Consider the following 19990-nt stretch of genomic DNA (forward strand, 5'->3'; position numbering starts at 1 on the left):
TCATCCATGCAAAATCATCATAATATTATGGACCTGCGTCGTGCGGCCGTACGGGCGTTACCGCGTCCGATCTTCGACTATCTCGACGGCGGGGCGGAAGACGAAATCGTTCTGCGCCGTGCGACCAGCGCTTATGATGACATCGAGTTGCTTCCGCAGGCGCTGGTTGATCTATCGGCGTCCAATCACGAAACGCAGATTTTCGGACGCACCATCCCGTTCCCCTTGATGCTAGCGCCGACGGGTCTGACCCGCTTGTTTCACAAGGATGCCGAAGTCGCGGTCGCCGAAGCAGCTAACAAGGCCGGATTACCTTATTGCCTTTCCACCCTGGGCACGACCACGATGGAGGAGTTCGCACGCATGACCACAGCGCCGCGGCTGTTCCAGATCTATATCTTTAAGGATCGCGGGCTGACCGAGGAGTTCATCTCGCGCGCCCAGGAAGGCGGATATGACGGTCTGGTATTGACTGTCGATACGCTGGTCGCGGGCAAGCGTGAGCGCGATCTCGTCAATGGCCTCAGCCTTCCGCCCCGTCTTAACGCGCGAACCTTCCTGCAATTTGCAGCAAAGCCGCGATGGTCGCTTCCCGCTCTGTTTGGACGCAAGTTCGATTTTGTCAACGTCGCGCACCGCGTCGCGACGATGTCGGACAAGCAGGTACCGCTACACGTTTATGTCGCCGGGCAGTTCGACAATTCCATAACTTGGAAAGATGTCGAATGGCTGGCTGCACGGTGGAAGGGTCCGCTGGCGGTCAAGGGCATCCTGAGGGCAGAGGATGCCTGGCAGGCGAGCGAATGCGGAGCCGACACGGTGATGATCTCCAACCACGGCGGCCGCCAGCTAGAGACGGCGGTGGCGCCGATCGACCAGATCGCGTCCGTTGCCGGTGCGGTCGGGGGCAGGGTCAAGATCATCTGCGACGGCGGGATCCGGCGGGGCTCGCATATGGTCAAGGCCTTGGCGCTCGGCGCCGATGCCTGCTCGATCGGCCGTCCCTATCTTTACGGGCTTGCCGGCGGCGGCGCGCAGGGCGTGTCGCGCGCGCTGGACATCATGCGAGAAGAATATGAGCGCACGATGGCGCTGCTCGGCGCGGCGACGCCGCGGGATCTTAAGCCGTCCATGCTCAAGAAGATCGGGCCACGCGCATCAAGTGCCTGCTGACGACCAGCGAGGCGCTGCGCATCCAGCCCTGAGACAAGTAACCCTTGGCTGGCTATACGCCCCGGGTAGCGAAGAAGGCTGCCGGCTGGAAGACGGGCTGGTGATGTCGACGACGGAGATGATCGAGGCGGTAGAGCGTCCGTTGCGACCGACTGGCTCGGGCTTTCGGGCGACGCGCAATTCGGACGCCAGACCTGTTGCGGGTGCGTCAAATCCTGTCCGACGAGAGGCTGTCCTCGGCCAATCGTTTATTCGGCTTGTTTCCAGGTCTTGCCTGCCGCGCGATGGATTTGATCAACCACCATGGGAGCGACGAATTAATGGCTCTCACCGGCGCAGGATAGGTTCGAGGGAGTGGTCAGGCGCATTGGCGCTGACAGAAACAAGCCGAGTAAGCTGGTCGTCGCTGGCATCTTCGCCACGCTTGCTCGTCTCTTGGTGTTTCACCCCTGGAGGCCTGCTCGCCAGTCGGCCAAACGATCCAGTGCCGGCCGCAGAGTATCCGCCATGGGGGCGAGCTCATAGACATGGCTCGCAGCGGGTGGCGGAAGATAGTTGCGTCTCACTAGTCCTGCAGATTCGAGCGCGCGCATGCGCGTAGTCAGGACGTTTGCGCTGATCGCAGGGAGGGCATGTCGCAGATCCGAGAAGCGCCGCTGCCTTTCTCGCAGTAAGAGCAGGATTTGCAACGTCCATCGATTTTCGAGGACCTCGAACGAGCGTTCGGGTTCAGGCGCATCCAAAATTGCGGGCTTATGCAGCTTGGTTATCGTACATACCCCGATCACTGGTGGATATGTTCAGCGTACACCGCGACGATGCGATTGTTCGGGTGTGTCAGGAGCAATCGGGCCATTGGCATGACGCCTGTCGTGTTGCAGTTTCGGCACCAATACGTTACTTCAATGATTGAAGTCAACTATTGGCCGAACACGATGAAGCCGAAATCTTTCGCCGGAATGCGTTGCTCGATCGCCGGCGCTCTCGATCTTGTTGGGGATCGGTGGACACTCCTGTTGGTCCGGGATTTGTTGCTTGGCGTTGGTCGTTATGATGATCTGCGGGCGAGCACCGGCATACCCGATGCCACGCTGGCCGCACGTTTGAAGTATATGGCACTGCATGGCGTTGTGGAACGGGTGCGGTATCAGGACAGGCCCCCGCGTGATGAATATCAGCTAACGCCCAAGGGGCTAGATCTCTGGAAAGTCAGCCTAGCGTTGCGTGAATGGGGCGATCAATGGGACGCGACCGGCTTCGGCGCGCCGACGGTTGAAACGATCGACAGCGAGACTGGTCGCCCGCTCCGCCTCGCGCTCGTCGATCTAGAGAGCGGAATGGCGGTTCCTGATCACCGCCTGCGGCTACGAGCCACGCCTAACGCCGACGACACTATACGAAGCCTTCTCGATCGTTCCAGCAGGGTATCCCGCTGATAATCGATCTGCCGGCAACTTCACGCGGGAGAACCCGAGGATGTAGGCCCTTTTCGTGCACGACGACTACCAAGGTCACCCGGTTAACTTTAGGCGACGCCCGCGGAGAAGGCACGCAAGCGTCCTGCCTTGAGCTTTGTGCCCCGGAACCAAGGAGATAAATACCTGCTCGGAACCTGGCAGTAATGGCGTGATCGTGCGCCAAAGGCCTGCCTTGGGATATCTTACCGGCTTTTGTGGCCCATATGTTCATCAAGGGCGCTGGCGATCGCCGTCATCGCTCCAATGTTTGGGTGATACGGAGAAAATTGCCAGGCGCCTTCCACGGGAATGAAACCCGTAACCCATGGTTCGGCAGCGCACACATGATGGTCTCGCGACAGGGCCGACGCACGGACAATGTCCGCCCCCGATCGCTTTGCGACTGCGGCCGTAATCTCCGCAAGACGGGCAGCGGTGGTTCGTGTCTGGGTGGCCGCAATTCCTTCCAGGGGAAACTGCTGGCAGCCATGATCAGGCGGAGCGACCGTGACGTAGTCAACGAATATCAGACGAGCTTGTGGTGAGCGGCGCCGAACCTCCTGAGCAATTCGATAAAGTCCTGCCTCCACTTTCTCCCAAGCATCACCGGATCGTGCGCCCGCGGCGCTGGGTGCCTGCGCTGCTGACGCTGCCCATCTCGCCGTCATAGCGTCGCAAATCCTGGCGGCCGCCGACGATCGTGATGCGGGATCGCCGTTGCCCATGCACGTTCCCGCGAGCAGATCAGCAATGAATCCGACGTCGTTACCGCCGATCGTCACCGTGACCAGGGCCGTATCAGGAGTCAGCGCGTCAATTTGCGCGGGCAAGCCCTGTGATGGACCTAGCACGTCGGCAGTGGTCGCACCGCTGCAGCTGACATCGACCAGGCGGAGCATATGATTGCGCGCGAATTGATGCGCATAATTGTCGGCCGATCGCGCGCACCGATTGCTCGGCGTCTCGGTCGGCCCCCCACGCCAGGCCCGGCCGCGAAGGAGCTTCCCATGGCCACATATTTCGCCCCGGCGGCGATCAGATGTGAAGTTGGCCTCGGTCCAACGGAGCAGGCATTCAGGATAAGCACTAGGCAGGCGGGAACGGCGGCCGAAAGCCCCAAGCCCCATCTGTTCGTCGCGTTTGCCAAGATTATCCTCCTTCGTATCGGGATGCCTGCTGACCTCGGAATCGGCCTGCTGACGATTTGGCGAGCCATCCCGCATTGATGTCTGTGATAGTGTCGTCCGCGTCCGAGCTGGTCTCACTAGATCACGTTCGCGCGTGCGATGTGGCCCAATACAGCCGCGCTTGGCTTTGGCGTTCGCACAAACGTGGCACGATCCACGGAAGCCAGACCAAACGCCGGATGATATGCCAGCGACGCCGGGTGGCAACATCCATCGGAAGGTGCTGGCCGAACTCCCTCCATTTCAGGCGGACACGGCCATTCTCCGGTGCGCGATCAATGCCCGAGGGGATTGGTCGTGCCAGCGCCGGCAGGCGCGGGAATAGCTGCTCTGCTCGGCATAGCCGAGCATCGTCGCGATCTGGGCGACTTGCATGCCCGTCGCAGAGAGTTGCCAGGACATGTCGCGTCGAACATTGTCGAGGATGCCCTCGAAGGACGTGCCGATTTCGGCCAATTTGCGCTGGAGCACCCGAGGATGAAGCCCCATCTCGTGCGCAACGACTACCAGGGCCGCCCGATTTACTTTCAGCAATCGATGGACCATCTCCTGAACGTGATCGTGCAAGCTGAGCGCGGGCTTGATCTGGGCAAGGTATGTTTCGGCCAGCGCGAATGCCGCTGCGTCCCGTCCGCGGATCGGCTTGTCCAATGCATCGTTGGGCAAATGAACAGAATTCACCTCGCTCTCAAACTCCACCGCACAGCCGAACTGTTGGCGATATCGTTCCGGGGGAGAGATGCGGCGATGCTGCATCGTAACCCGAGCCGGAACAAAATCCTCGCCGAGCAGAAACCGGAATGCGTCCATGGCGATCACCAGCCCCTTCTCGACCATCTGCTCCCGATAGGCGATCTGGCGCAGCGCGATGCTGAGCGTAAATACAGCTGAACGGCCTGAGCGTTCCAGCGTGGCGACGTCGGGCGGCGCGCAGCAATATAGAAAACGACAGACGCCCTGGATCGCGCAAGCTGCCGTTTCGGAATGCCGGATAAGAACGGCGACGGGACCAAGAACGGATATGCCTTGCTCGGTGCCGAGGCGCAGACCGAAATCAGGGCACTTGAGGATCACTGCCGCCTCGCCGATGGCCGCGGCATAGCTTGTATAGGGAATTAGGAATTCATATTCCCCCCACCATCGATGGATCGACGCCCTGCGCACGCAGGATAGCATCGGCGTCTCCACCCATGCTGGAAACCAGCTCCTTGAAGTGCAGGAGCGAACTGCCGCGAATCAAATCCGTCATAGTCGCCAAATGATAAGGTAAATTCGTATTGAGACAAGTCTCAAGCGGCCTGATCTGTCATAATCGGATTCCGAACAAGTGCATTGCCAAGCAAGGTCATCGGCGAGGATGGGGCTAATGGATGGCAGCGTACTGGATTACGCTCGCGATACCGCGAGCCACAAATATGCGGACATGGTTCGGCAGGACGCGCGCATCGAGCCGTCATCAAGCCAATTGTCGCGAAATCATCGCCGCTGCGCTGCTCCCCGCGAGTCCGGTGGCAACACGTGCGTGAAAATGAACGCTTGGCTAAGACTTACGGAGAAAAAATGACCGCAGAACTGACCGAACGCAAAGCTCCCGTATTCTCGCTTCCGCAGGACCGGCTGCTGACCCTGAACGTGAATGATATTCCCGTGTTGAAGGATGCGGCAGGGCCGGGGGTCAGTTTTCAGCCGCTTTACCTCGATCCGGAAGTCGGCCTGTGGACCGTGATGGGTATTTTTGCTCCCGGTGCCGAACTGCCCGCGCATTTGCACACGGGCGCGGTTCATGGCTACACGCTCAGCGGCAGCTGGATCTATAAGGAATATCCCGATCAGGTCCAGATAGCCGGGTCCTATCTCTATGAGCCTGCATCTTCTTTCCATACGTTCTACGTGCCCGACACGAATACGGAAGAAACGCTCGTACTGTTCATCGTATATGGCGCCAATGTGGGTTTCACTGATGACGGTCAGTTCCACTCCATTCTCGACGCGCTGACGGTTCAGAAACTTGCGGAGCAATGGGCTCAGGCCAATGACGCCGGTACCATTCATTACCTGAAAGGCGGCAGCGCGGGATACACTAACGGCGCGTAATTCGCCCGTGGTCAGCCGCAATTGATTGGGCATGGAATGAAGGGCAGGCAATGACTATCGCCAAATGGGAAACGAAGACCGTCCAAGCCAACGGTCACCGCATCCACCTGACAATTGCGGGGACATCCGGCCCGTTGGTCCTGTTGTGTCATGGCTTCCCTGAGTCTTGGTACGCATGGCGCCACCAGCTTGGTGCCTTGGCCCAGGCGGGATATCGCGCCGTCGCGATGGACATGCCGGGTTACGGACGGTCTTCAAAGCCCACAGACGCCGTCGCATACCGGATGTTGGAACTTGTCGAAGTCTGCGTTGGCGTGGTCCAGGCTCTTGGTGAAGCCGGTGCGGTGATCGTCGGGCATGACCTGGGCGCCCCCGTCGCCTGGACGGCCGCCTGGACCCGGCCCGACATCTTCCGCGCCGTCGCGGGCATCAGCCTGCCGTTCGGTGCGCGCGGGCTGGCCTGCCTTCCGGGCAACCCCTTTGGCGAATTGCGGCCGGGCGTGGCGAGCCGGGCGTTGGCCGGGCCGGGCATGATGTTTTATCATGAGTATTTTGCCCTGCCCGGTGATGTCGCGGCACGGGAAGCGGAAAAAGATATCAGGAGCTGGCTGACCAGCACGCTCTACACCCTGTCCGCAGACCGACCGTTGCCGCCCGAACTTGCGGGCGTCGATCTCACCAGACTGCCCAAGGATATGCTTTGCGGGTTGGTCCGCGCGGCAATGGCCGTCCCCGGAGCGGGTGCTCTCCAATCCGTGTTGGAGTTGCCGGATGTGTTGCCCGGCTGGCTCAGTCAGGAAGATCTGGATTATTGCGTGGCGGAGCTGGAATATAGCGGGCTGCGCGGTCCGCTGAACTATTATCGCAACGCGGAACTGGATTGGGAAACGCTGGGCCAGTATCAAGCCACACCCGTCAGCGTGCCCGCCCTGTTTATCGGCGGCGACCGCGACATCGTTACGATCTGGAGTCAGGAGGCGATCGCGCGCGCCGGCGAGGTAGTCGCAGATCTGCGCGGCACCGTGATCATTCCGAATTGCGGGCATTGGATTACGCAGGAGCAGCCGCAAGCCGTCAACGAGGCGCTGCTCGCATTCCTGCAATCCCTATGACCGATAGGCCATCAATCTGGAGTTCTACATATGGCGGAGCCTAAGCTGCTCGCAATGGCAGGACGGGAAGCATATCACTATCCCCTGCTGCTCCGACAATTGCTCCTGAATGTCGGACAGCAATCGACGCAGATAGTAAGCGCCGGCCGACGGTTTACCTATCCGATGTTCCTCGAGCGGATAAACCGGCTCGCCTCAATGCTTCGCGGTCATGGCGTTCGGCCCGGCGACACGGTTGCCGTGATGGATTGGGACAGCCACCGTTATCTCGAATGCTATTTCGCGGTGCCGATGATGGGGGCGGTTCTCCAAACGGTGAACGTGCGCCTGGCGCGCGACGTCATCGCCTTCACGCTGCGTCAGGCAGAGGCGAAAGTTCTTCTATATCATTCCGATTTCGCGCCCATCGTGAACGAATTGTGCCAGGCGCTGCCAAACCTTGAGCATGTCATTCGTCTCAGCGACGATAATGAGGATGGTACTTACGAAGTCTTGATCGGCAATGCCGCTCCCGACTTCACCTTCGAGGATTTCGATGAAAACGCCATAGCCACGACCTTTCACACCACGGGAACCACGGGTGACCCGAAACAGGTCTTCTTCAGCCACAGGCAATTGGTGCTCCACACGCTTGCCGTAAGCGCCACATTCGCAAATCAGCCGGATGGGCAGTCGTTTCGACGCAACGATGTCTATATGCCCATGACCCCCCATGTTTCATGTCCATGCCTGGGGCATGCCCTATGTTGCCACTATGCTGGGGGTGAAGCAGGTCTATCCCGGCCGCTATGACGCCGCGACACTTCTTTCGCTGAAGGCAGGGGGAGGGGGTTACTTTCTCCCATTGCGTGCCCACGCTCCTGCGCATGATACTCGACGCCGCCAGCTCCGGAGGGCATGATCTGGCGCCTTGGACAATCGTGATCGGCGGCTCCGCGCTGCCTCCTGATCTGCTGGAAGAAGCGGTGCGCAGCGGCATCACAGTGTTTGGCGGCTATGGAATGTCTGAAACGGGGCCGATTGTTTCGGTTGCGCGCGTGCAACGGGGCGAAGGGGCGCAGACCGCCGCCCGCGCAGGGCTTCCCATTCCGCTGGTCGAAGTGCGTACCGACCCGCCCGGCCGCGGGGAGCTGCTGCTGCGCGCGCCCTGGCTGACGGCAGGCTATGGCGTGCAGAATTCTTCCGATCAGCTTTGGGAGGGCGGATGGCTGCACACCCAGGACATCGCGGAAATCGACGCTGACGGGGGTGTTCGCATCGTTGATCGTATCAAGGATGTCATAAAAACGGGCGGCGAGTGGGTTTCATCCATCGAGATCGAAGCGCTGCTGGTTGAGCATCCAGGCGTCGCCGAAGCGGCGGTCGTTGGGGAGCCGTGCGCCAAATGGGGCGAGCGGCCCGTGGGGTTTGTCGTCCAGACCAGCGATGGGCCTGCTTTCACGGCGGACGAACTACGCAATTTTGTCGCAAGCCATGTGACTGAAGGTCGGATCAGCCGCTACGCGGTGCCGGACAGGATCCTATTTCAGGAGGCGCTGCCTCGGACCAGCGTCGGGAAAATCGACAAGAAGCTGCTGCGTCAAAGCCTGTAGCGTCGGAGCGGGCCGCGGCCGTAGCTCGTCGTGAAATGATAAATTAAATTCGTGTACGGGCAAGTCTCGCGCGACGCTATCTGCCATTATGACTGGGCAATAACAACGAGCGGGAGATGCTTCCCGCCGCGGAGGATCGGCGCGATGCCATTCAGTAATTTCAACGAAATCAATTCCGATGCGAGGCGCATGCGATGAACATGCAGGCCGTCATTATGCGCCGAGGCAAGCTCGCGATGTCCGAAGCGCCCATCCCGCAACCGGGCGCGGGCGAGGTGCTGGTCAAGGTGCTTGCCTGCGGCATCTGCGGAAGCGATCTGCATTGCCTCACGCATGGCCCGCAGCTTCTCGCGAGCGCCCGTGAAGTCGCCGGTATCGAGCTATTCGACCCGGAAGAGCCTATCGTCCTGGGCCATGAAATCTGTGCGGAGATAGTTGATTACGGCCAGGGTGCGCGGCGGGATAGTGCGATCGGCACCCGCGTGGTTTCGGCCCCCTTCCTGCTCCGGCCGCAGCCGGTTACTTTGGGTTTCGGTGGTCTGGATACGCCGGGTGGTTTTGCCGAATATATGGTGCTGTCGGAAGATCTCCTGATCCCGGTGCCGGACGATATACCCAATGACATCGCGACCCTCGCCGAACCGCTTTCCGTCGCGCTGCATGCTGTAAACCGTGGCAATCTCGGGTCCGATGAAGTGCCGATCGTCATTGGCTGCGGTCCCATCGGGCTTGCCGTGATCGCGGTGCTTAAGATGCGCGGCATCGGCCCGATTGTCGCTGCGGACTTCTCGCCGTCGAGGCGGGCTATGGCAGAAGCGCTGGGCGCCGACATCGTGGTCGATCCGCGAGAGGCGTCGCCCTATGACTCATGGAGATCGGTAGCTGCCGCGCCAGACCCGTCGCGCAACGGGCGCCAGACCCAGATGTTTCCTGGATTTCCATTCCGTCCGTCGGTCATATTCGAATGCGTCGGTGTTCCCGGCATTATCCAGCAGATACTAGCGGGTGCGCCGCCCTGCTCAAAAGTTATCGTCGCTGGCCTGTGCATGGAGCCGGACAATTTCTACCCGACCTTTGCAATCATGAAGGAGATCGATCTGGCCTTCTGCATTGCTTACACGCCGCAGGAGTTCGCGGAAGCCTTCGCCCATATCGTCTCGGGCCGATTGCAGGTCGGCGGGTTGATAACCAGCCATGTCGGACTTGGCGGCATCGAGGACGCTTTCGCCAGGCTCGGCGATCCCGAGGGGGGGGTCAAAGTCGTCGTCCTTCCCCAATCGGGCGGCGCCTAGCAACTCGCGAACAGAAAATCAGGAAATACCCCTTCGGGTCGCACCGAAATTCGGGGCCACAGGAGAGTATCATGAACGACCAAACGGCATCCAGAGCACCTGTCTTTTCGCTTCCGCAGGATGAACTGCTGACCCTCAACGTCAACGATATCCCGGTCATGAAGGACGCGCTTGGACCGGGGATTCACTTTCAGCCGCTGTTAGCCGATCCTGAGGCAGGGATCTCCGCGGTGATCGGCATCTTCTCGCCTGGTATTGTCGTGTCGTCTCACCTGCACACCGGCGCTGTCCACGGATACACGCTCAAGGGCAGCTGGTTCTATAAGGAATATCCGGATCAGGTGCAGGTCCCGGGCTCGTACCTGTACGAGCCGTCCTCGTCGATGCACACCTTCTGCGTCCCGGAAACCAACACCGAAGACACGGTGGTCTTCTTCATCGTCTTCGGCGGAAACATCCATTTCGACGACGAGGGCAGGTTCGTGTCGATCCTCGATGCCATCACCATCCAGAACCTGGTCAAGTCGTGTGCTGCGGCCCAGGGCCTCGGTGCCGTCCAGTATCTGAAGGGCGGTTCGGCCGGCTATGCCGTCGAAAAGGTCAAGGAAAGCGCGCGCGTCAGCGAACCGGTCTGACGGATCATGCCGGCATCGGCGCTGGCGTCCGTGACGGCACGCTGAGCGGCGTGCGCAGGCGCCACCTATGCCGTCTACGAGCCGCACCGGGCTCAAAATACGGTCATTCAGGCGTGAACGATAATTGTACCGCCTGACGCAAACAGGAGATGATCTATGACCATTGGCACTGCCCTGGTGACCGGAGCATCTTCCGGCATTGGCGCTATCTACGCGGACCGTCTTGCCAAACGTGGTCACGACCTCGTTCTCGTAGCGCGCAATCGTGCTCGTCTGGACGCGATCGCCGAACGGCTCCGGGGAGAGACGAGCCGGCGGGTCGACACGGTGGCTGCCGATCTTGGTGATAGCGGCCAACTACTCGGTGTCGAGCAACTACTACGCACGCGGGACGATATCTCCATGCTCGTCAACAATGCAGGTGTTGGAGGGGTGGCACCGTTGCTCCAGTCCGACGTCGCTGCAATGGACGCGATGATCAACCTGAACGTAAGTGCCTTGACCCGGCTGACTTATGCTGCGGTTCCGGGCTTTGTGTCGCGTGGCGGTGGTACGATCATCAACATATCATCCATCGTCGCGGTATGTCCCGAGCTGCTGAATGGGGTCTACGGCGCGTCGAAGGCCTTTGTCCTGGCGCTGACGCAATCCTTGCAGCACGAGCTTTCGGACAAGGCCGTCCGTATCCAGGTGGTGTTGCCCGGTGCCACGGCGACGGAATTCTGGAGCATTGCCGGACTGCCCCATGAAAATCTCCCGCAAGAGATCGTGATGGGGGCCGAAGAAATGGTCGATGCTGCCTTGTCAGGGTTGGACCTCGGCGAGGTGGTGACGGTTCCCGCGCTTCAAGACGGCGCTGATTGGGATCGCTTTGACGCCTTGCGCCGCGATTTGGCACCCCGGCTGTCGCTGTCTTTTGCAGCCTCTCGATACAAGGCTCCGGCGCATGCAAGTCAATGAATGAACTGGCGGGATACCTGAAATCGTAAGTGACATTACTAATAGATTTTAGAAATCCAAAGTAATGAGCTTAAGATCAATATATATAATGTGCGCTTTATAAATTATATTAATATAATAATATAATTACAGGACGAGGGTGACATGGACAGAAAATATTTGCTCTTCGGTAGTGCTTTGGCTGCTTTTACGGCAACACCGGCGTTTGCGCAGGATGCAAACGCGCCACAGTCCGATGCCACATCCGGACTCCAGGATATCGTAGTAACTGCACAGGCGCGTAATCAAAGCCTCAAAGATGTGCCCGTTTCAGTATCTGTCGTCGATGGCGCCACGTTGCAGGATAAAAACCTGTTGAGACTGGATGACATCCAGTTCTACGTTCCAAACTTTAAGATGACGGAAGTCGGGATCACCACAAGTATCTTCATCCGGGGCATCGGCTCTGGTGAAAATCAGGGATTCGAGCAGTCGGTCGGCTTATATATCGATGGCGTGCACTATGGGCGCGCGAAGCAAACGCAGGCGCCCTTCCTCGATATCGATCGGGTCGAGGTTCTGCGCGGGCCGCAGTCGATCCTGTTCGGCAAGAATAGCGTCGCCGGCGCGCTTTCCATTACCACGGCGAAACCGACCCGTTCGTTCAAAGCCTCGGTTGTGTCGTCTTACGAATTCAACGCCAACGATTTCGTTACCGAAGGCTATGTATCAGGCCCGATAACGGATCATGTGCGTGCGCGTCTCGCGATGCGGTACCGTGACGCGCAGGGCTTTGAGTTCAATCTACGCACGGGCAAGAAAAACCCGCAGCGTGACGAATTCGCCGTGCGCGGAACGGTTGAGGTCGACTTGACGGATAACCTCACCGCGACGGCCAAGGCGGAAATGTCGAGGTTTGACCGAACCGGACGCACCGGCCAGACCTTCGTGTCTGACCCTATCGCGGTGGGCCCCTTTGCCGGCCTCACCTATGGCCAAGTTCTGTATAATGTGTTCGGCCAGGACGCCTCTGTCCTTGACGAAAAGCGGGATGGACGCAGGGCGGCGACGGGCGAATTTTCTAATAATAAAATGCAGACTTACTCCCTTGGTCTGGATTGGAAGATCGGTGACTACACTCTGAAAAGCACATCGGCCTTTACGAGGTTAAAATATAACGATAATTGCGATTGCGATTTCATCGGCGCCGATATTTTTAGCGCCGGGTTTCGGGAGAAATTTGATCAGACCAGTCAGGAGATTCGTCTGATATCGCCGGAGTTCGACAGTTTCGACTTCATTCTCGGTGGATACTATGAACACACCAAGCAAGATTACGGAGACCAGATCGTCGTCCCCGGCAACTCGCTCTTGATCCCTGCAATCAACGCCCAGGCACCGGGGTTTGGCAATCTGCTTGCGAACACGCAGGCTGCTCGAACAGCCCGCGTGAAGGGGGGATGTGCTGTCAGCCTTCGCGCAGGCGAATTGGCATTTCACGCCTGACGTAACGCTGCAACTCGGGGGGGCGCTATACCTACGAATGGAAGACCGGCTCGCGTGGTATGGTGATCCGTGGCACCGATGGAAATGCGTTGCCGGCCGCTCAGGTCGCCGCGCCGCTGGTCTATGCAAATCTGTTCGGGATCACGTCCGAGAACCTTGCTGGTCTTGGCGCGCAAGGGGCATTCTTCATAGACCAGTTGGGTCGGCTTCCCATTTCAGGCTCACTGAAGAAGGGCCGGTTTTCACCGGACGTGAAGCTGAAATGGGAAATCGCACACAATCGAATGATTTATGCGTCCTGGTCGCGCGGGTATAAATCGGGCGGTTTCGATTTTCGAGCCAATAATCGCTCCGTTTTCCCCACCCTTGCAGACTCATTTCAGTTCAAAGATGAGTCGGCGACAAATTATGAGATTGGCGGGAAATTCAGTTTCGGCCGCAAATTCGAAATCAACGTGGCGGCATACCACACCGTATATAAGGATCTTCAGGTCGCCATCTATGATGGCATTCTCGGATACAACGTCGGAAATGCTGCCAAGGCCAGGGTTCAGGGCGTCGAGGTCGATGGCCGCTGGGCGGTAACTGACCGCCTGACCCTTTCGGGATCGGCTGCTTTTACGGATTTCAAGTTTACCGACTATCCTAATGGCCAGTGCTATTTTGGGCAGGCGCCGACCACTGATTTGAATGGCGACGGGATATTGGACCATTGCAGCTATAACGGTCAGTCGAACCAGCTCGTCTCAAAATTGGAAGGAACGCTGGCGGCGGATTATCATTATCCAATAATTCCCGGATATGCTCTCGACGTGACCGCGGACATGTCCTTCAAGAGCAAGTATAACGCCTCTCCGCTCTTCGATCCACATGCCATCCAGGGGGCCTACCAACTGGTCAATCTGCGTCTCGCCTTGTCGCCTGATAGCGAAAGATGGCAGATTGCCGTGCTCGGCAAAAACATCTTCGACCAGCGGCCTTTGACCTACGCGGGTGCTCTGCCGTTAGCGTCTGGTACGTTCGGCTCCGACGCCCTTACCGGTTTATTCCTGCAAGGTCGTCAGATATCCATACAGGGTCGTATCAACTTCTGAAATGGCGTTCATCGAGACATGATCCTGCGCACGTGAGCAGTTCCATATCTGAGCGATTGGAGCTTCCCGGCAGCTTTTTTCCGGGAATCGTCTAAAGTTCGCTCGGTGTGAGTGATCAACGATGGGGTGGTCGATCTGTTCGAGCCCGGCGAATAGGCGAACCGATCGACCATATCCCGCTGCCGGGCGGGGCGCTCGAAGTGTGGATTGAGCCAATCTGGCCGGTGGCCGAAATTCCGGATATCGATAATCGCAATTTCGAAGGGAGGGACCAAGGGTCGTACCGTGGTCGACGCCAATGCCTGACCGGCTGTCCCTATCGAAGCTTTCGGGCGCTCAGCATCCCTTGGAGAACGTACGGCATGAAAACCCTTATCCTCGATCGCGGTCAGAGGAAGAGAACAACAACGGCTTCATTTCTCCGCAACGTCCGGTTTGTCCCTCCCAGACAGATCTGTAGCGCGGTGAGCAGGGCGTTGCGCCTATCGATTGGGAACCCAGGGTGATTATGTCTCGACCCGCCTGTTACGCTGACTCAGGGGCATCATTGCCGACGTTCAAACACGAGCAGAGTTGACGCCGCGGCGCAGAGGCGGCCCGCACCGTCTGAAGGGTTGCTTCGGCGAAGGCGACGCGCCTTCCCATCGACGCGACGCGGCCTACGGCTCTCACGGTACCGCTCGCATCGCTCAGACCGCGAAGGTACGAGAGACCTTCAGCTCGAGGGTCGTATATCCCTGATCGGCAGTCAGGCTTGAATGGACGGCGACGCCGCAGGCACTATCGAGCAGTGTCGCCGCATAGCTCCCAAGGTCCATCGACGGCGATCTTGGCTACTGCAGATGCCTTAAATAGTGCGCAAAAGGGTGCCAATCAGCCGATCCCTTAGGTCGAGTGCCTGCCGAGAGTCGCGTAATGACAAACTAATATCGTGTGCAGGCAAGTCTCGGGTGGCCCGATCTGCCATACAGAGTAAGCAAATTGCAGCGAGAGAATTCGCGACGCCTTCGCTCAAAGTGCTTTCGCCAGGCTCGGCGATCCCGAGGGGGGGTCAAAGTCGTCGTCCTTCCCCAATCGGGCGGCGCCTAGCAACTCGCGAACAGAAAATCAGGAAATACCCCTTCGGGTCGCACCGAAATTCGGGGCCACAGGAGAGTATCATGAACGACCAAACGGCATCCAGAGCACCTGTCTTTTCGCTTCCGCAGGATGAACTGCTGACCCTCAACGTCAACGATATCCCGGTCATGAAGGACGCGCTTGGACCGGGGATTCACTTTCAGCCGCTGTTAGCCGATCCTGAGGCAGGGATCTCCGCGGTGATCGGCATCTTCTCGCCTGGTATTGTCGTGTCGTCTCACCTGCACACCGGCGCTGTCCACGGATACACGCTCAAGGGCAGCTGGTTCTATAAGGAATATCCGGATCAGGTGCAGGTCCCGGGCTCGTACCTGTACGAGCCGTCCTCGTCGATGCACACCTTCTGCGTCCCGGAAACCAACACCGAAGACACGGTGGTCTTCTTCATCGTCTTCGGCGGAAACATCCATTTCGACGACGAGGGCAGGTTCGTGTCGATCCTCGATGCCATCACCATCCAGAACCTGGTCAAGTCGTGTGCTGCGGCCCAGGGCCTCGGTGCCGTCCAGTATCTGAAGGGCGGTTCGGCCGGCTATGCCGTCGAAAAGGTCAAGGAAAGCGCGCGCGTCAGCGAACCGGTCTGACGGATCATGCCGGCACGCCCAGGGTTACCTACAAGTGGCGGGAGGAATCGTGGGCGGCGAATCGAAAATAGTCTAAAAATCAGGCTTGTAGAACGATTGCGTTCCCCACCGAGGGGGTAAGGAGATGATCGATGTCCATCGGCGGTGGTCAGGGTGTCGCGCTGGTTCTTGAAGCGCTGTGAACGGCAACGCGGTGCCCGTGAGCGATACTGTGTCGCGAGATTGTGTCCTGCAGAAGGAGGCGGTCATCGATGAAAGCACGCGGCGCCTGCTCGAGGCGCCGATCCTGCCGCTCCTGATCCGCCTTGCCTGGCCGAATATGGTGATCATGGTGGCGCAGGCCTCTACGGGCTTGATTGAGACATGGTGGGTGGCCAAGCTGGGCACTGACGCGCTTGCTGGTATGGCGCTGGTCTTTCCGCCAGTCATGCTGATGACAATGATCTCGGGAGGCGCACTCGGGGGGAGCGATCTCATCGGCGGTGGCCCGTGCGCTGGGGGCTGGGCGCCGGCAGGACGCGGACGCGCTTATTCTACACGCGGTCGCCATCAATATCGTCGTCGCGCTGGGGTTCACGACCTTGTTCCTGTTTTTTGGGACGCCGATTTACCGAATGCTGGGCGGCAGAGCCGGAGAACTCGAGGCAGCGCTCGTCTATTCCAACGTTGTCTTTGCCAGTGTCGTCTTCATCTGGCTGATGAACGGGCTCGCGAGTGTCATTCGGGGCACTGGAAATATGCTCTACCCTGCGTTGGTGACTTGCGTTGGTGTCATCGTCCTCATTCCCATCTCGCCGGCGCTGATCTTTGGTTTTGGCCCGATACCGGCGATGGGGATCGTCGGAGGCGGGTTGGCAATGGCTGCCTATTATGTAGCGGGAACGCTCGCCATGGCGTGGTACATCCTCGCCAATAGAACTCCTGTTCGGTTTCGTTGGGTGCGGCTGGACTGGACGTTGCTCGCAGGAATCCTGCGGGTCGGCGCCCTCTCCGCTGTAAATTCGATCCAATCCAATGCCGTCATCGCAGGAGCAACGGCGCTTGTCGCGACGAGTGTTGGCGTCAGCGCGGTTGCTGGCTTCGGAACTGGCGTGCGACTCGAATATCTGCTCGTCCCGTTGATCTTCGGTATTGGAGCGCCAATGGTCGCCATGATCGGTACGAATATCGGCGCGGGACGGCAGGATCGGGCGCTCAGTATCGCCATGGCTGGCGCCGGCATTGCCTTTATCGTTACTGAGGCCCTTGGTCTCGCAGCAGCCCTGTTTCCCGAGGTGTGGCTCGGCCTGTTCAGCGCCGAGCCGGACATGATCCTAGCGGGCACCGCCTATTTGCGGATCGTTGGCCCGGTGTACGGATTTTTTGGCCTAGGGCTTTCGCTTTATTTCGCTTCGCAGGGTGCAGGAAAACTGTTCTGGCCGATCACGGGTGGGTTTCTCCGCGTGGTGATCGCACTTGGCGGTGGTTGGCTTGCCCTTAAACTCACGGGGTCGATCGAGTGGCTTTTTGTAGCGCTTGCCGTTGCGCTCGTGGTTTATGGGTTGATTGTCTTTGCTGCCGTCCGCTCGGGACTTTGGTTTCGCCCACTGGCGATAGAGCGGCCGCGAGCAGCCATTTCGCCTACGGTGTCATAGCATCCCAAGGCGCAGTTCGCGGCGCCTCGGATGAAGTCGTCAGGAGCGCTGCCGAACGAACGGCTTGGGTCTGCATCAACCAGTCGTACGCCGAGACGGGGTGAAGACGCGGTGCGATCACCGCCAGTCGTGCGGGCGTGGGGGCGCCGAAGTCATAGGGGGCAATCAGGCCTGACTCCGAACGAACTCGAACAGCCTTTTGGTACGGACTCGCACGAGCCGGGTTGAAAAGAATCATGATAGTCATCATATATCGCTAAGAATGACCGGCATCATCAAAAAGTGGCCGAGTCTGGCTGCCTTCTGCGGCGGCCGCCGGCGGTGTATAAAGGAGTAAAGGTCAATGGCGATGAATGGGGCAAAGGCGCTCAAGAAAACAGCGCTTCTCACTGGGGCATCGAGTGGTATCGGCAAAGCTGCAGCTTCTGCGCTGGTGAATGCAGGTTACCGTGTAATTGGCACGAGCCGTGGCGCTACGCCTGACGAGGTACGCGACGGCATCCGGATGATTGCATGCGATGTCACATCCGACGAGTCCGTCGCAGCGGCTGTGGCGCTGGCGCATGCCGAACTCGGGCAGATCGATTTGCTCGTCAACAATGCCGGCTTCGGAGTCACAGGCGCAGCCGAAGAAAGCTCGATCGCGCAAGTCCACGCTCTGTTCGAGACCAATTTTTACGGTGTCGTTCGGATGACCAATTCGGTCCTGCCGATCATGAGGGAGCAGGGTAGTGGACGCATTCTCAATGTTGGTTCTGCGTTGGGGTTCATTCCCGCCCCCTACAGCGCCTATTATTCGGCGACCAAGCACGCCGTGGAGGGCTATTCGGAATCACTCGATCATGAGGTCCGTGAATTCGGTGTCCGCGTCGCGGTGATCGAGCCTGCCTCTACACGGACATCATTCGAGAGCAGCAATGTCCCCTCCGACACACGGCTTGCGGCCTATGATGCGAGCCGAGCGAAGTATCTTGTCGCCTTCGGGAACGCAATGTCCGTGGCGGATACCGCGGAAAGCGTCGCGGAAACCATTGTGCTGGCGGCACGCAACGAAAACCTGCTTCTTCGCTACCCTTCTGGCAAGGCGGCGCGACAGACCGCATTCGCCCGTCGTTTCCTCCCTCGGTCTCTCTTCGACAAGATACTGCATAAGCAATTCGGCTTGGCATAATCAGCGAGAGTGATCCCCATGCGCGCACTGGGAATTCCCTTCACGGCGAAGGTTTGTTTTTCGAAGCCTTATAGTCAGCGCCGGACAAAGGAAATCGATGAGAGTTCCTCATAGAAGCGTTGGATTGGGTTCGCGTTTTATCGAGGCGCTTTTATTTTCTTCCGATAGGTGGCCGTTGGTATTTTACTCCATCTGTGACGTTTACGAGCAGACCGGAGCCGTGGGCGCCATCGATCTCGCGCCGCGGGTAAGTCGCGAACTGAAGCCATCATCTTGGTGCGTGCCGACGTTGTGGCGACGGCCGCATTATATGGGCGATTTTCATAGGAGCCGGGAGACAGGCTATGTTTGAGGGCTTCAGGACCGAACGCATAGCGCAGTCTAATGGCGTTTCGATCCAAACCCGGATCGGGGGTATTGGGTCGCCAGTGCTGTTATTGCACGGCTATCCCCAGACCTCGGCCTGCTGGCATGCCGTTGCCCCAAGGCTTGTCGCGGCGGGATTTAGCGTGATCGTGCCCGATCTTCGAGGATATGGGGCGTCCGATAAACCCGAGTCCAGTGCCGACCACGGCACCTATTCCAAGCGCGTCATGGCGGCGGATCAGGTCGAACTGATGCGCCATCTCGGCCATCAGCGCTTTTTTGTGGCTGGTCATGACCGGGGAGGCAGGGTCGCCCATCGCCGCGCGCTCGATCACCAGGACAGTGTGAAGCGGCTCGCGGTACTGGACATCGCACCGACTGCAACGATGTATGAAAGCACCGACCGCGACTTTGCGACAGGCTATTATCACTGGTTTTTCCTGATCCAGCCGGCCCCTCTGCCAGAGACGCTTATCGGCGCCGATCCCGACTTTTACCTCAAGAGCAAACTCGCGGCATGGAGCAAAAGCGGCATGGATGTTTTTGCCAGCGACGCTCTGGAGGAATATTGCCGCGCGTTTCGCGAGCCTGCCTGCGTCGCCGCTACCTGCGAGGACTATCGCGCCGCCGCGAGTATCGATCTGATTCATGACGCGGTCGATAAGGATCGTCGGATCATGGTGCCCCTGCTGGCCCTTTGGGGGACGAAAGGGCTGGTGGGCCGGCTGTTCGATGTTCTTGCATCGTGGAGTGCCAAGGCATCCACCGTAACGGGCCAGGGGTTTCCAGTGGGACATTTCCTGCCGGAAGAAGCTCCCGCTGAAACTGCCGAGGCGCTCGTCGCGTTCTTCTCGGCCGACGAATGATGTTTGTTCGTGATACTTGGCGATCTTTGGGCGAAGGCTGCAGGGAGCAAGAAGCTGCAGCAAAACCACGGTCGTGGATCGCCTGTGTCGATTCCGGTGAAGATGCGCATCCTTGGAGCCTGATCATCGAAGAAGCGTAAGGATATCG

At 59.0% G+C, this 19990-nt stretch carries 20 protein-coding genes; 16 read left to right on the forward strand and 4 right to left on the reverse strand.

From position 1 onward, the window contains the following. Positions 1 to 27: 27 nt before the first annotated feature. On the forward strand, positions 28 to 1173 hold the full coding sequence (locus tag KRR38_RS00970) for an alpha-hydroxy acid oxidase (protein WP_254514591.1): 1146 nt from the start codon (positions 28 to 30) through the stop codon (positions 1171 to 1173). A gap of 443 nt (positions 1174 to 1616) precedes the next feature. Here KRR38_RS00970 and KRR38_RS37645 read toward each other — a convergent pair whose 3' ends face one another. After that, positions 1617 to 1961, reverse strand: coding sequence for a helix-turn-helix domain-containing protein (locus KRR38_RS37645; protein WP_217397727.1), 345 nt, complete (start codon positions 1959 to 1961; stop codon positions 1617 to 1619). A gap of 72 nt (positions 1962 to 2033) precedes the next feature. On the opposite strand from KRR38_RS37645, the gene KRR38_RS00980 reads away from it, so the two are divergent. Then, complete coding sequence (locus tag KRR38_RS00980; RefSeq protein WP_217397729.1) at positions 2034 to 2609, forward strand: helix-turn-helix domain-containing protein; 576 nt, start codon at positions 2034 to 2036, stop codon at positions 2607 to 2609. 224 nt (positions 2610 to 2833) lie between these two features. On the opposite strand, the gene KRR38_RS00985 is transcribed toward KRR38_RS00980, so the two are convergent. Further along, positions 2834 to 3724: an SGNH/GDSL hydrolase family protein gene (locus tag KRR38_RS00985; RefSeq protein ID WP_254515065.1), complete on the reverse strand. Its 891-nt coding sequence runs from the start codon at positions 3722 to 3724 to the stop codon at positions 2834 to 2836. Between KRR38_RS00985 and KRR38_RS35740 the strand changes: the two genes are divergently transcribed. Next, entirely contained in the window at positions 3638 to 3856 is a 219-nt protein-coding gene (locus KRR38_RS35740) for a hypothetical protein (RefSeq protein WP_254515767.1), read from the forward strand. The genes KRR38_RS00985 and KRR38_RS35740 overlap by 87 nt on opposite strands. 204 nt (positions 3857 to 4060) lie before the next feature. Here KRR38_RS35740 and KRR38_RS00990 read toward each other — a convergent pair whose 3' ends face one another. Continuing rightward, positions 4061 to 4993 carry an AraC family transcriptional regulator ligand-binding domain-containing protein gene (locus KRR38_RS00990; protein ID WP_217397733.1) on the reverse strand — a complete coding sequence of 311 codons (933 nt, stop codon included), beginning with the start codon at positions 4991 to 4993 and terminating at the stop codon, positions 4061 to 4063. Between the two features lie 384 nt (positions 4994 to 5377). On the opposite strand from KRR38_RS00990, the gene KRR38_RS00995 reads away from it, so the two are divergent. From KRR38_RS00995 to KRR38_RS01030, 9 genes are all read left to right on the forward strand, one after another. Beyond that, positions 5378 to 5911, forward strand: coding sequence for a 2,4'-dihydroxyacetophenone dioxygenase family protein (locus tag KRR38_RS00995; protein ID WP_217397735.1), 534 nt, complete (start codon positions 5378 to 5380; stop codon positions 5909 to 5911). Between the two features lie 50 nt (positions 5912 to 5961). Next, complete coding sequence (locus KRR38_RS01000) at positions 5962 to 7023, forward strand: alpha/beta fold hydrolase (RefSeq protein WP_217397737.1); 1062 nt, start codon at positions 5962 to 5964, stop codon at positions 7021 to 7023. 30 nt (positions 7024 to 7053) lie between these two features. Next, positions 7054 to 7815 (forward strand): AMP-binding protein, encoded by a 762-nt coding sequence (locus KRR38_RS35745; RefSeq protein ID WP_254514592.1) that lies wholly within the window; start codon positions 7054 to 7056, stop codon positions 7813 to 7815. 74 nt (positions 7816 to 7889) lie between these two features. Then, entirely contained in the window at positions 7890 to 8615 is a 726-nt protein-coding gene (locus KRR38_RS35750) for an AMP-binding protein (protein ID WP_254514593.1), read from the forward strand. Between the two features lie 275 nt (positions 8616 to 8890). Then, positions 8891 to 9907: a zinc-binding dehydrogenase gene (locus tag KRR38_RS01010; protein ID WP_217397739.1), complete on the forward strand. Its 1017-nt coding sequence runs from the start codon at positions 8891 to 8893 to the stop codon at positions 9905 to 9907. 71 nt (positions 9908 to 9978) lie between these two features. After that, positions 9979 to 10542 (forward strand): 2,4'-dihydroxyacetophenone dioxygenase family protein, encoded by a 564-nt coding sequence (locus tag KRR38_RS01015; protein WP_217397741.1) that lies wholly within the window; start codon positions 9979 to 9981, stop codon positions 10540 to 10542. 156 nt (positions 10543 to 10698) lie between these two features. Continuing rightward, positions 10699 to 11502, forward strand: coding sequence for an SDR family oxidoreductase (locus KRR38_RS01020; protein ID WP_217397743.1), 804 nt, complete (start codon positions 10699 to 10701; stop codon positions 11500 to 11502). Positions 11503 to 11646: 144 nt separating this feature from the next. Beyond that, on the forward strand, positions 11647 to 12987 hold the full coding sequence (locus KRR38_RS01025; RefSeq protein WP_217397745.1) for a TonB-dependent receptor plug domain-containing protein: 1341 nt from the start codon (positions 11647 to 11649) through the stop codon (positions 12985 to 12987). Between the two features lie 59 nt (positions 12988 to 13046). Beyond that, positions 13047 to 14081 (forward strand): TonB-dependent receptor domain-containing protein, encoded by a 1035-nt coding sequence (locus tag KRR38_RS01030; protein WP_217397747.1) that lies wholly within the window; start codon positions 13047 to 13049, stop codon positions 14079 to 14081. A gap of 689 nt (positions 14082 to 14770) precedes the next feature. Here KRR38_RS01030 and KRR38_RS36960 read toward each other — a convergent pair. Further along, a complete protein-coding gene (locus KRR38_RS36960; protein WP_256449387.1) occupies positions 14771 to 14899 on the reverse strand; it encodes a hypothetical protein in 129 nt (42 codons plus the stop codon). Positions 14900 to 15241: 342 nt separating this feature from the next. On the opposite strand from KRR38_RS36960, the gene KRR38_RS01035 reads away from it, so the two are divergent. The 4 genes from KRR38_RS01035 (at position 15242) to KRR38_RS01050 (ending at position 19842) form a co-directional block, all read left to right on the forward strand. Further along, positions 15242 to 15805, forward strand: a complete 564-nt coding sequence (locus tag KRR38_RS01035; RefSeq protein ID WP_217397741.1) for a 2,4'-dihydroxyacetophenone dioxygenase family protein — start codon at positions 15242 to 15244, stop codon at positions 15803 to 15805. Positions 15806 to 16287: 482 nt separating this feature from the next. Further along, positions 16288 to 17439 (forward strand): MATE family efflux transporter, encoded by a 1152-nt coding sequence (locus tag KRR38_RS01040; protein WP_309140947.1) that lies wholly within the window; start codon positions 16288 to 16290, stop codon positions 17437 to 17439. Positions 17440 to 17782: 343 nt separating this feature from the next. Continuing rightward, positions 17783 to 18610: an oxidoreductase gene (locus KRR38_RS01045; protein WP_254514594.1), complete on the forward strand. Its 828-nt coding sequence runs from the start codon at positions 17783 to 17785 to the stop codon at positions 18608 to 18610. A gap of 344 nt (positions 18611 to 18954) precedes the next feature. After that, on the forward strand, positions 18955 to 19842 hold the full coding sequence (locus KRR38_RS01050; RefSeq protein WP_217397749.1) for an alpha/beta fold hydrolase: 888 nt from the start codon (positions 18955 to 18957) through the stop codon (positions 19840 to 19842). Positions 19843 to 19990: the final 148 nt, after the last annotated feature.

It is taken from the genome of Novosphingobium sp. G106 (assembly GCF_019075875.1).
Taxonomy (GTDB): domain Bacteria; phylum Pseudomonadota; class Alphaproteobacteria; order Sphingomonadales; family Sphingomonadaceae; genus Novosphingobium.

Coding starts and splice junctions, on each gene's coding strand:
- KRR38_RS00970 (WP_254514591.1), top strand. CDS start 28: ATGGACCTGCGTCGTGCGGCCGTACGGGCGTTACCGCGTCCGATCTTC.
- KRR38_RS00980 (WP_217397729.1), top strand. CDS start 2,034: ATGACGCCTGTCGTGTTGCAGTTTCGGCACCAATACGTTACTTCAATG.
- KRR38_RS35740 (WP_254515767.1), top strand. CDS start 3,638: ATGGCCACATATTTCGCCCCGGCGGCGATCAGATGTGAAGTTGGCCTC.
- KRR38_RS00990 (WP_217397733.1), bottom strand. CDS start 4,993: ATGCTATCCTGCGTGCGCAGGGCGTCGATCCATCGATGGTGGGGGGAA.
- KRR38_RS00995 (WP_217397735.1), top strand. CDS start 5,378: ATGACCGCAGAACTGACCGAACGCAAAGCTCCCGTATTCTCGCTTCCG.
- KRR38_RS01000 (WP_217397737.1), top strand. CDS start 5,962: ATGACTATCGCCAAATGGGAAACGAAGACCGTCCAAGCCAACGGTCAC.
- KRR38_RS35745 (WP_254514592.1), top strand. CDS start 7,054: ATGGCGGAGCCTAAGCTGCTCGCAATGGCAGGACGGGAAGCATATCAC.
- KRR38_RS35750 (WP_254514593.1), top strand. CDS start 7,890: ATGATACTCGACGCCGCCAGCTCCGGAGGGCATGATCTGGCGCCTTGG.
- KRR38_RS01015 (WP_217397741.1), top strand. CDS start 9,979: ATGAACGACCAAACGGCATCCAGAGCACCTGTCTTTTCGCTTCCGCAG.
- KRR38_RS01020 (WP_217397743.1), top strand. CDS start 10,699: ATGACCATTGGCACTGCCCTGGTGACCGGAGCATCTTCCGGCATTGGC.
- KRR38_RS01025 (WP_217397745.1), top strand. CDS start 11,647: ATGGACAGAAAATATTTGCTCTTCGGTAGTGCTTTGGCTGCTTTTACG.
- KRR38_RS01030 (WP_217397747.1), top strand. CDS start 13,047: ATGGTGATCCGTGGCACCGATGGAAATGCGTTGCCGGCCGCTCAGGTC.
- KRR38_RS36960 (WP_256449387.1), bottom strand. CDS start 14,899: ATGGACCTTGGGAGCTATGCGGCGACACTGCTCGATAGTGCCTGCGGC.
- KRR38_RS01035 (WP_217397741.1), top strand. CDS start 15,242: ATGAACGACCAAACGGCATCCAGAGCACCTGTCTTTTCGCTTCCGCAG.
- KRR38_RS01045 (WP_254514594.1), top strand. CDS start 17,783: ATGGCGATGAATGGGGCAAAGGCGCTCAAGAAAACAGCGCTTCTCACT.
- KRR38_RS01050 (WP_217397749.1), top strand. CDS start 18,955: ATGTTTGAGGGCTTCAGGACCGAACGCATAGCGCAGTCTAATGGCGTT.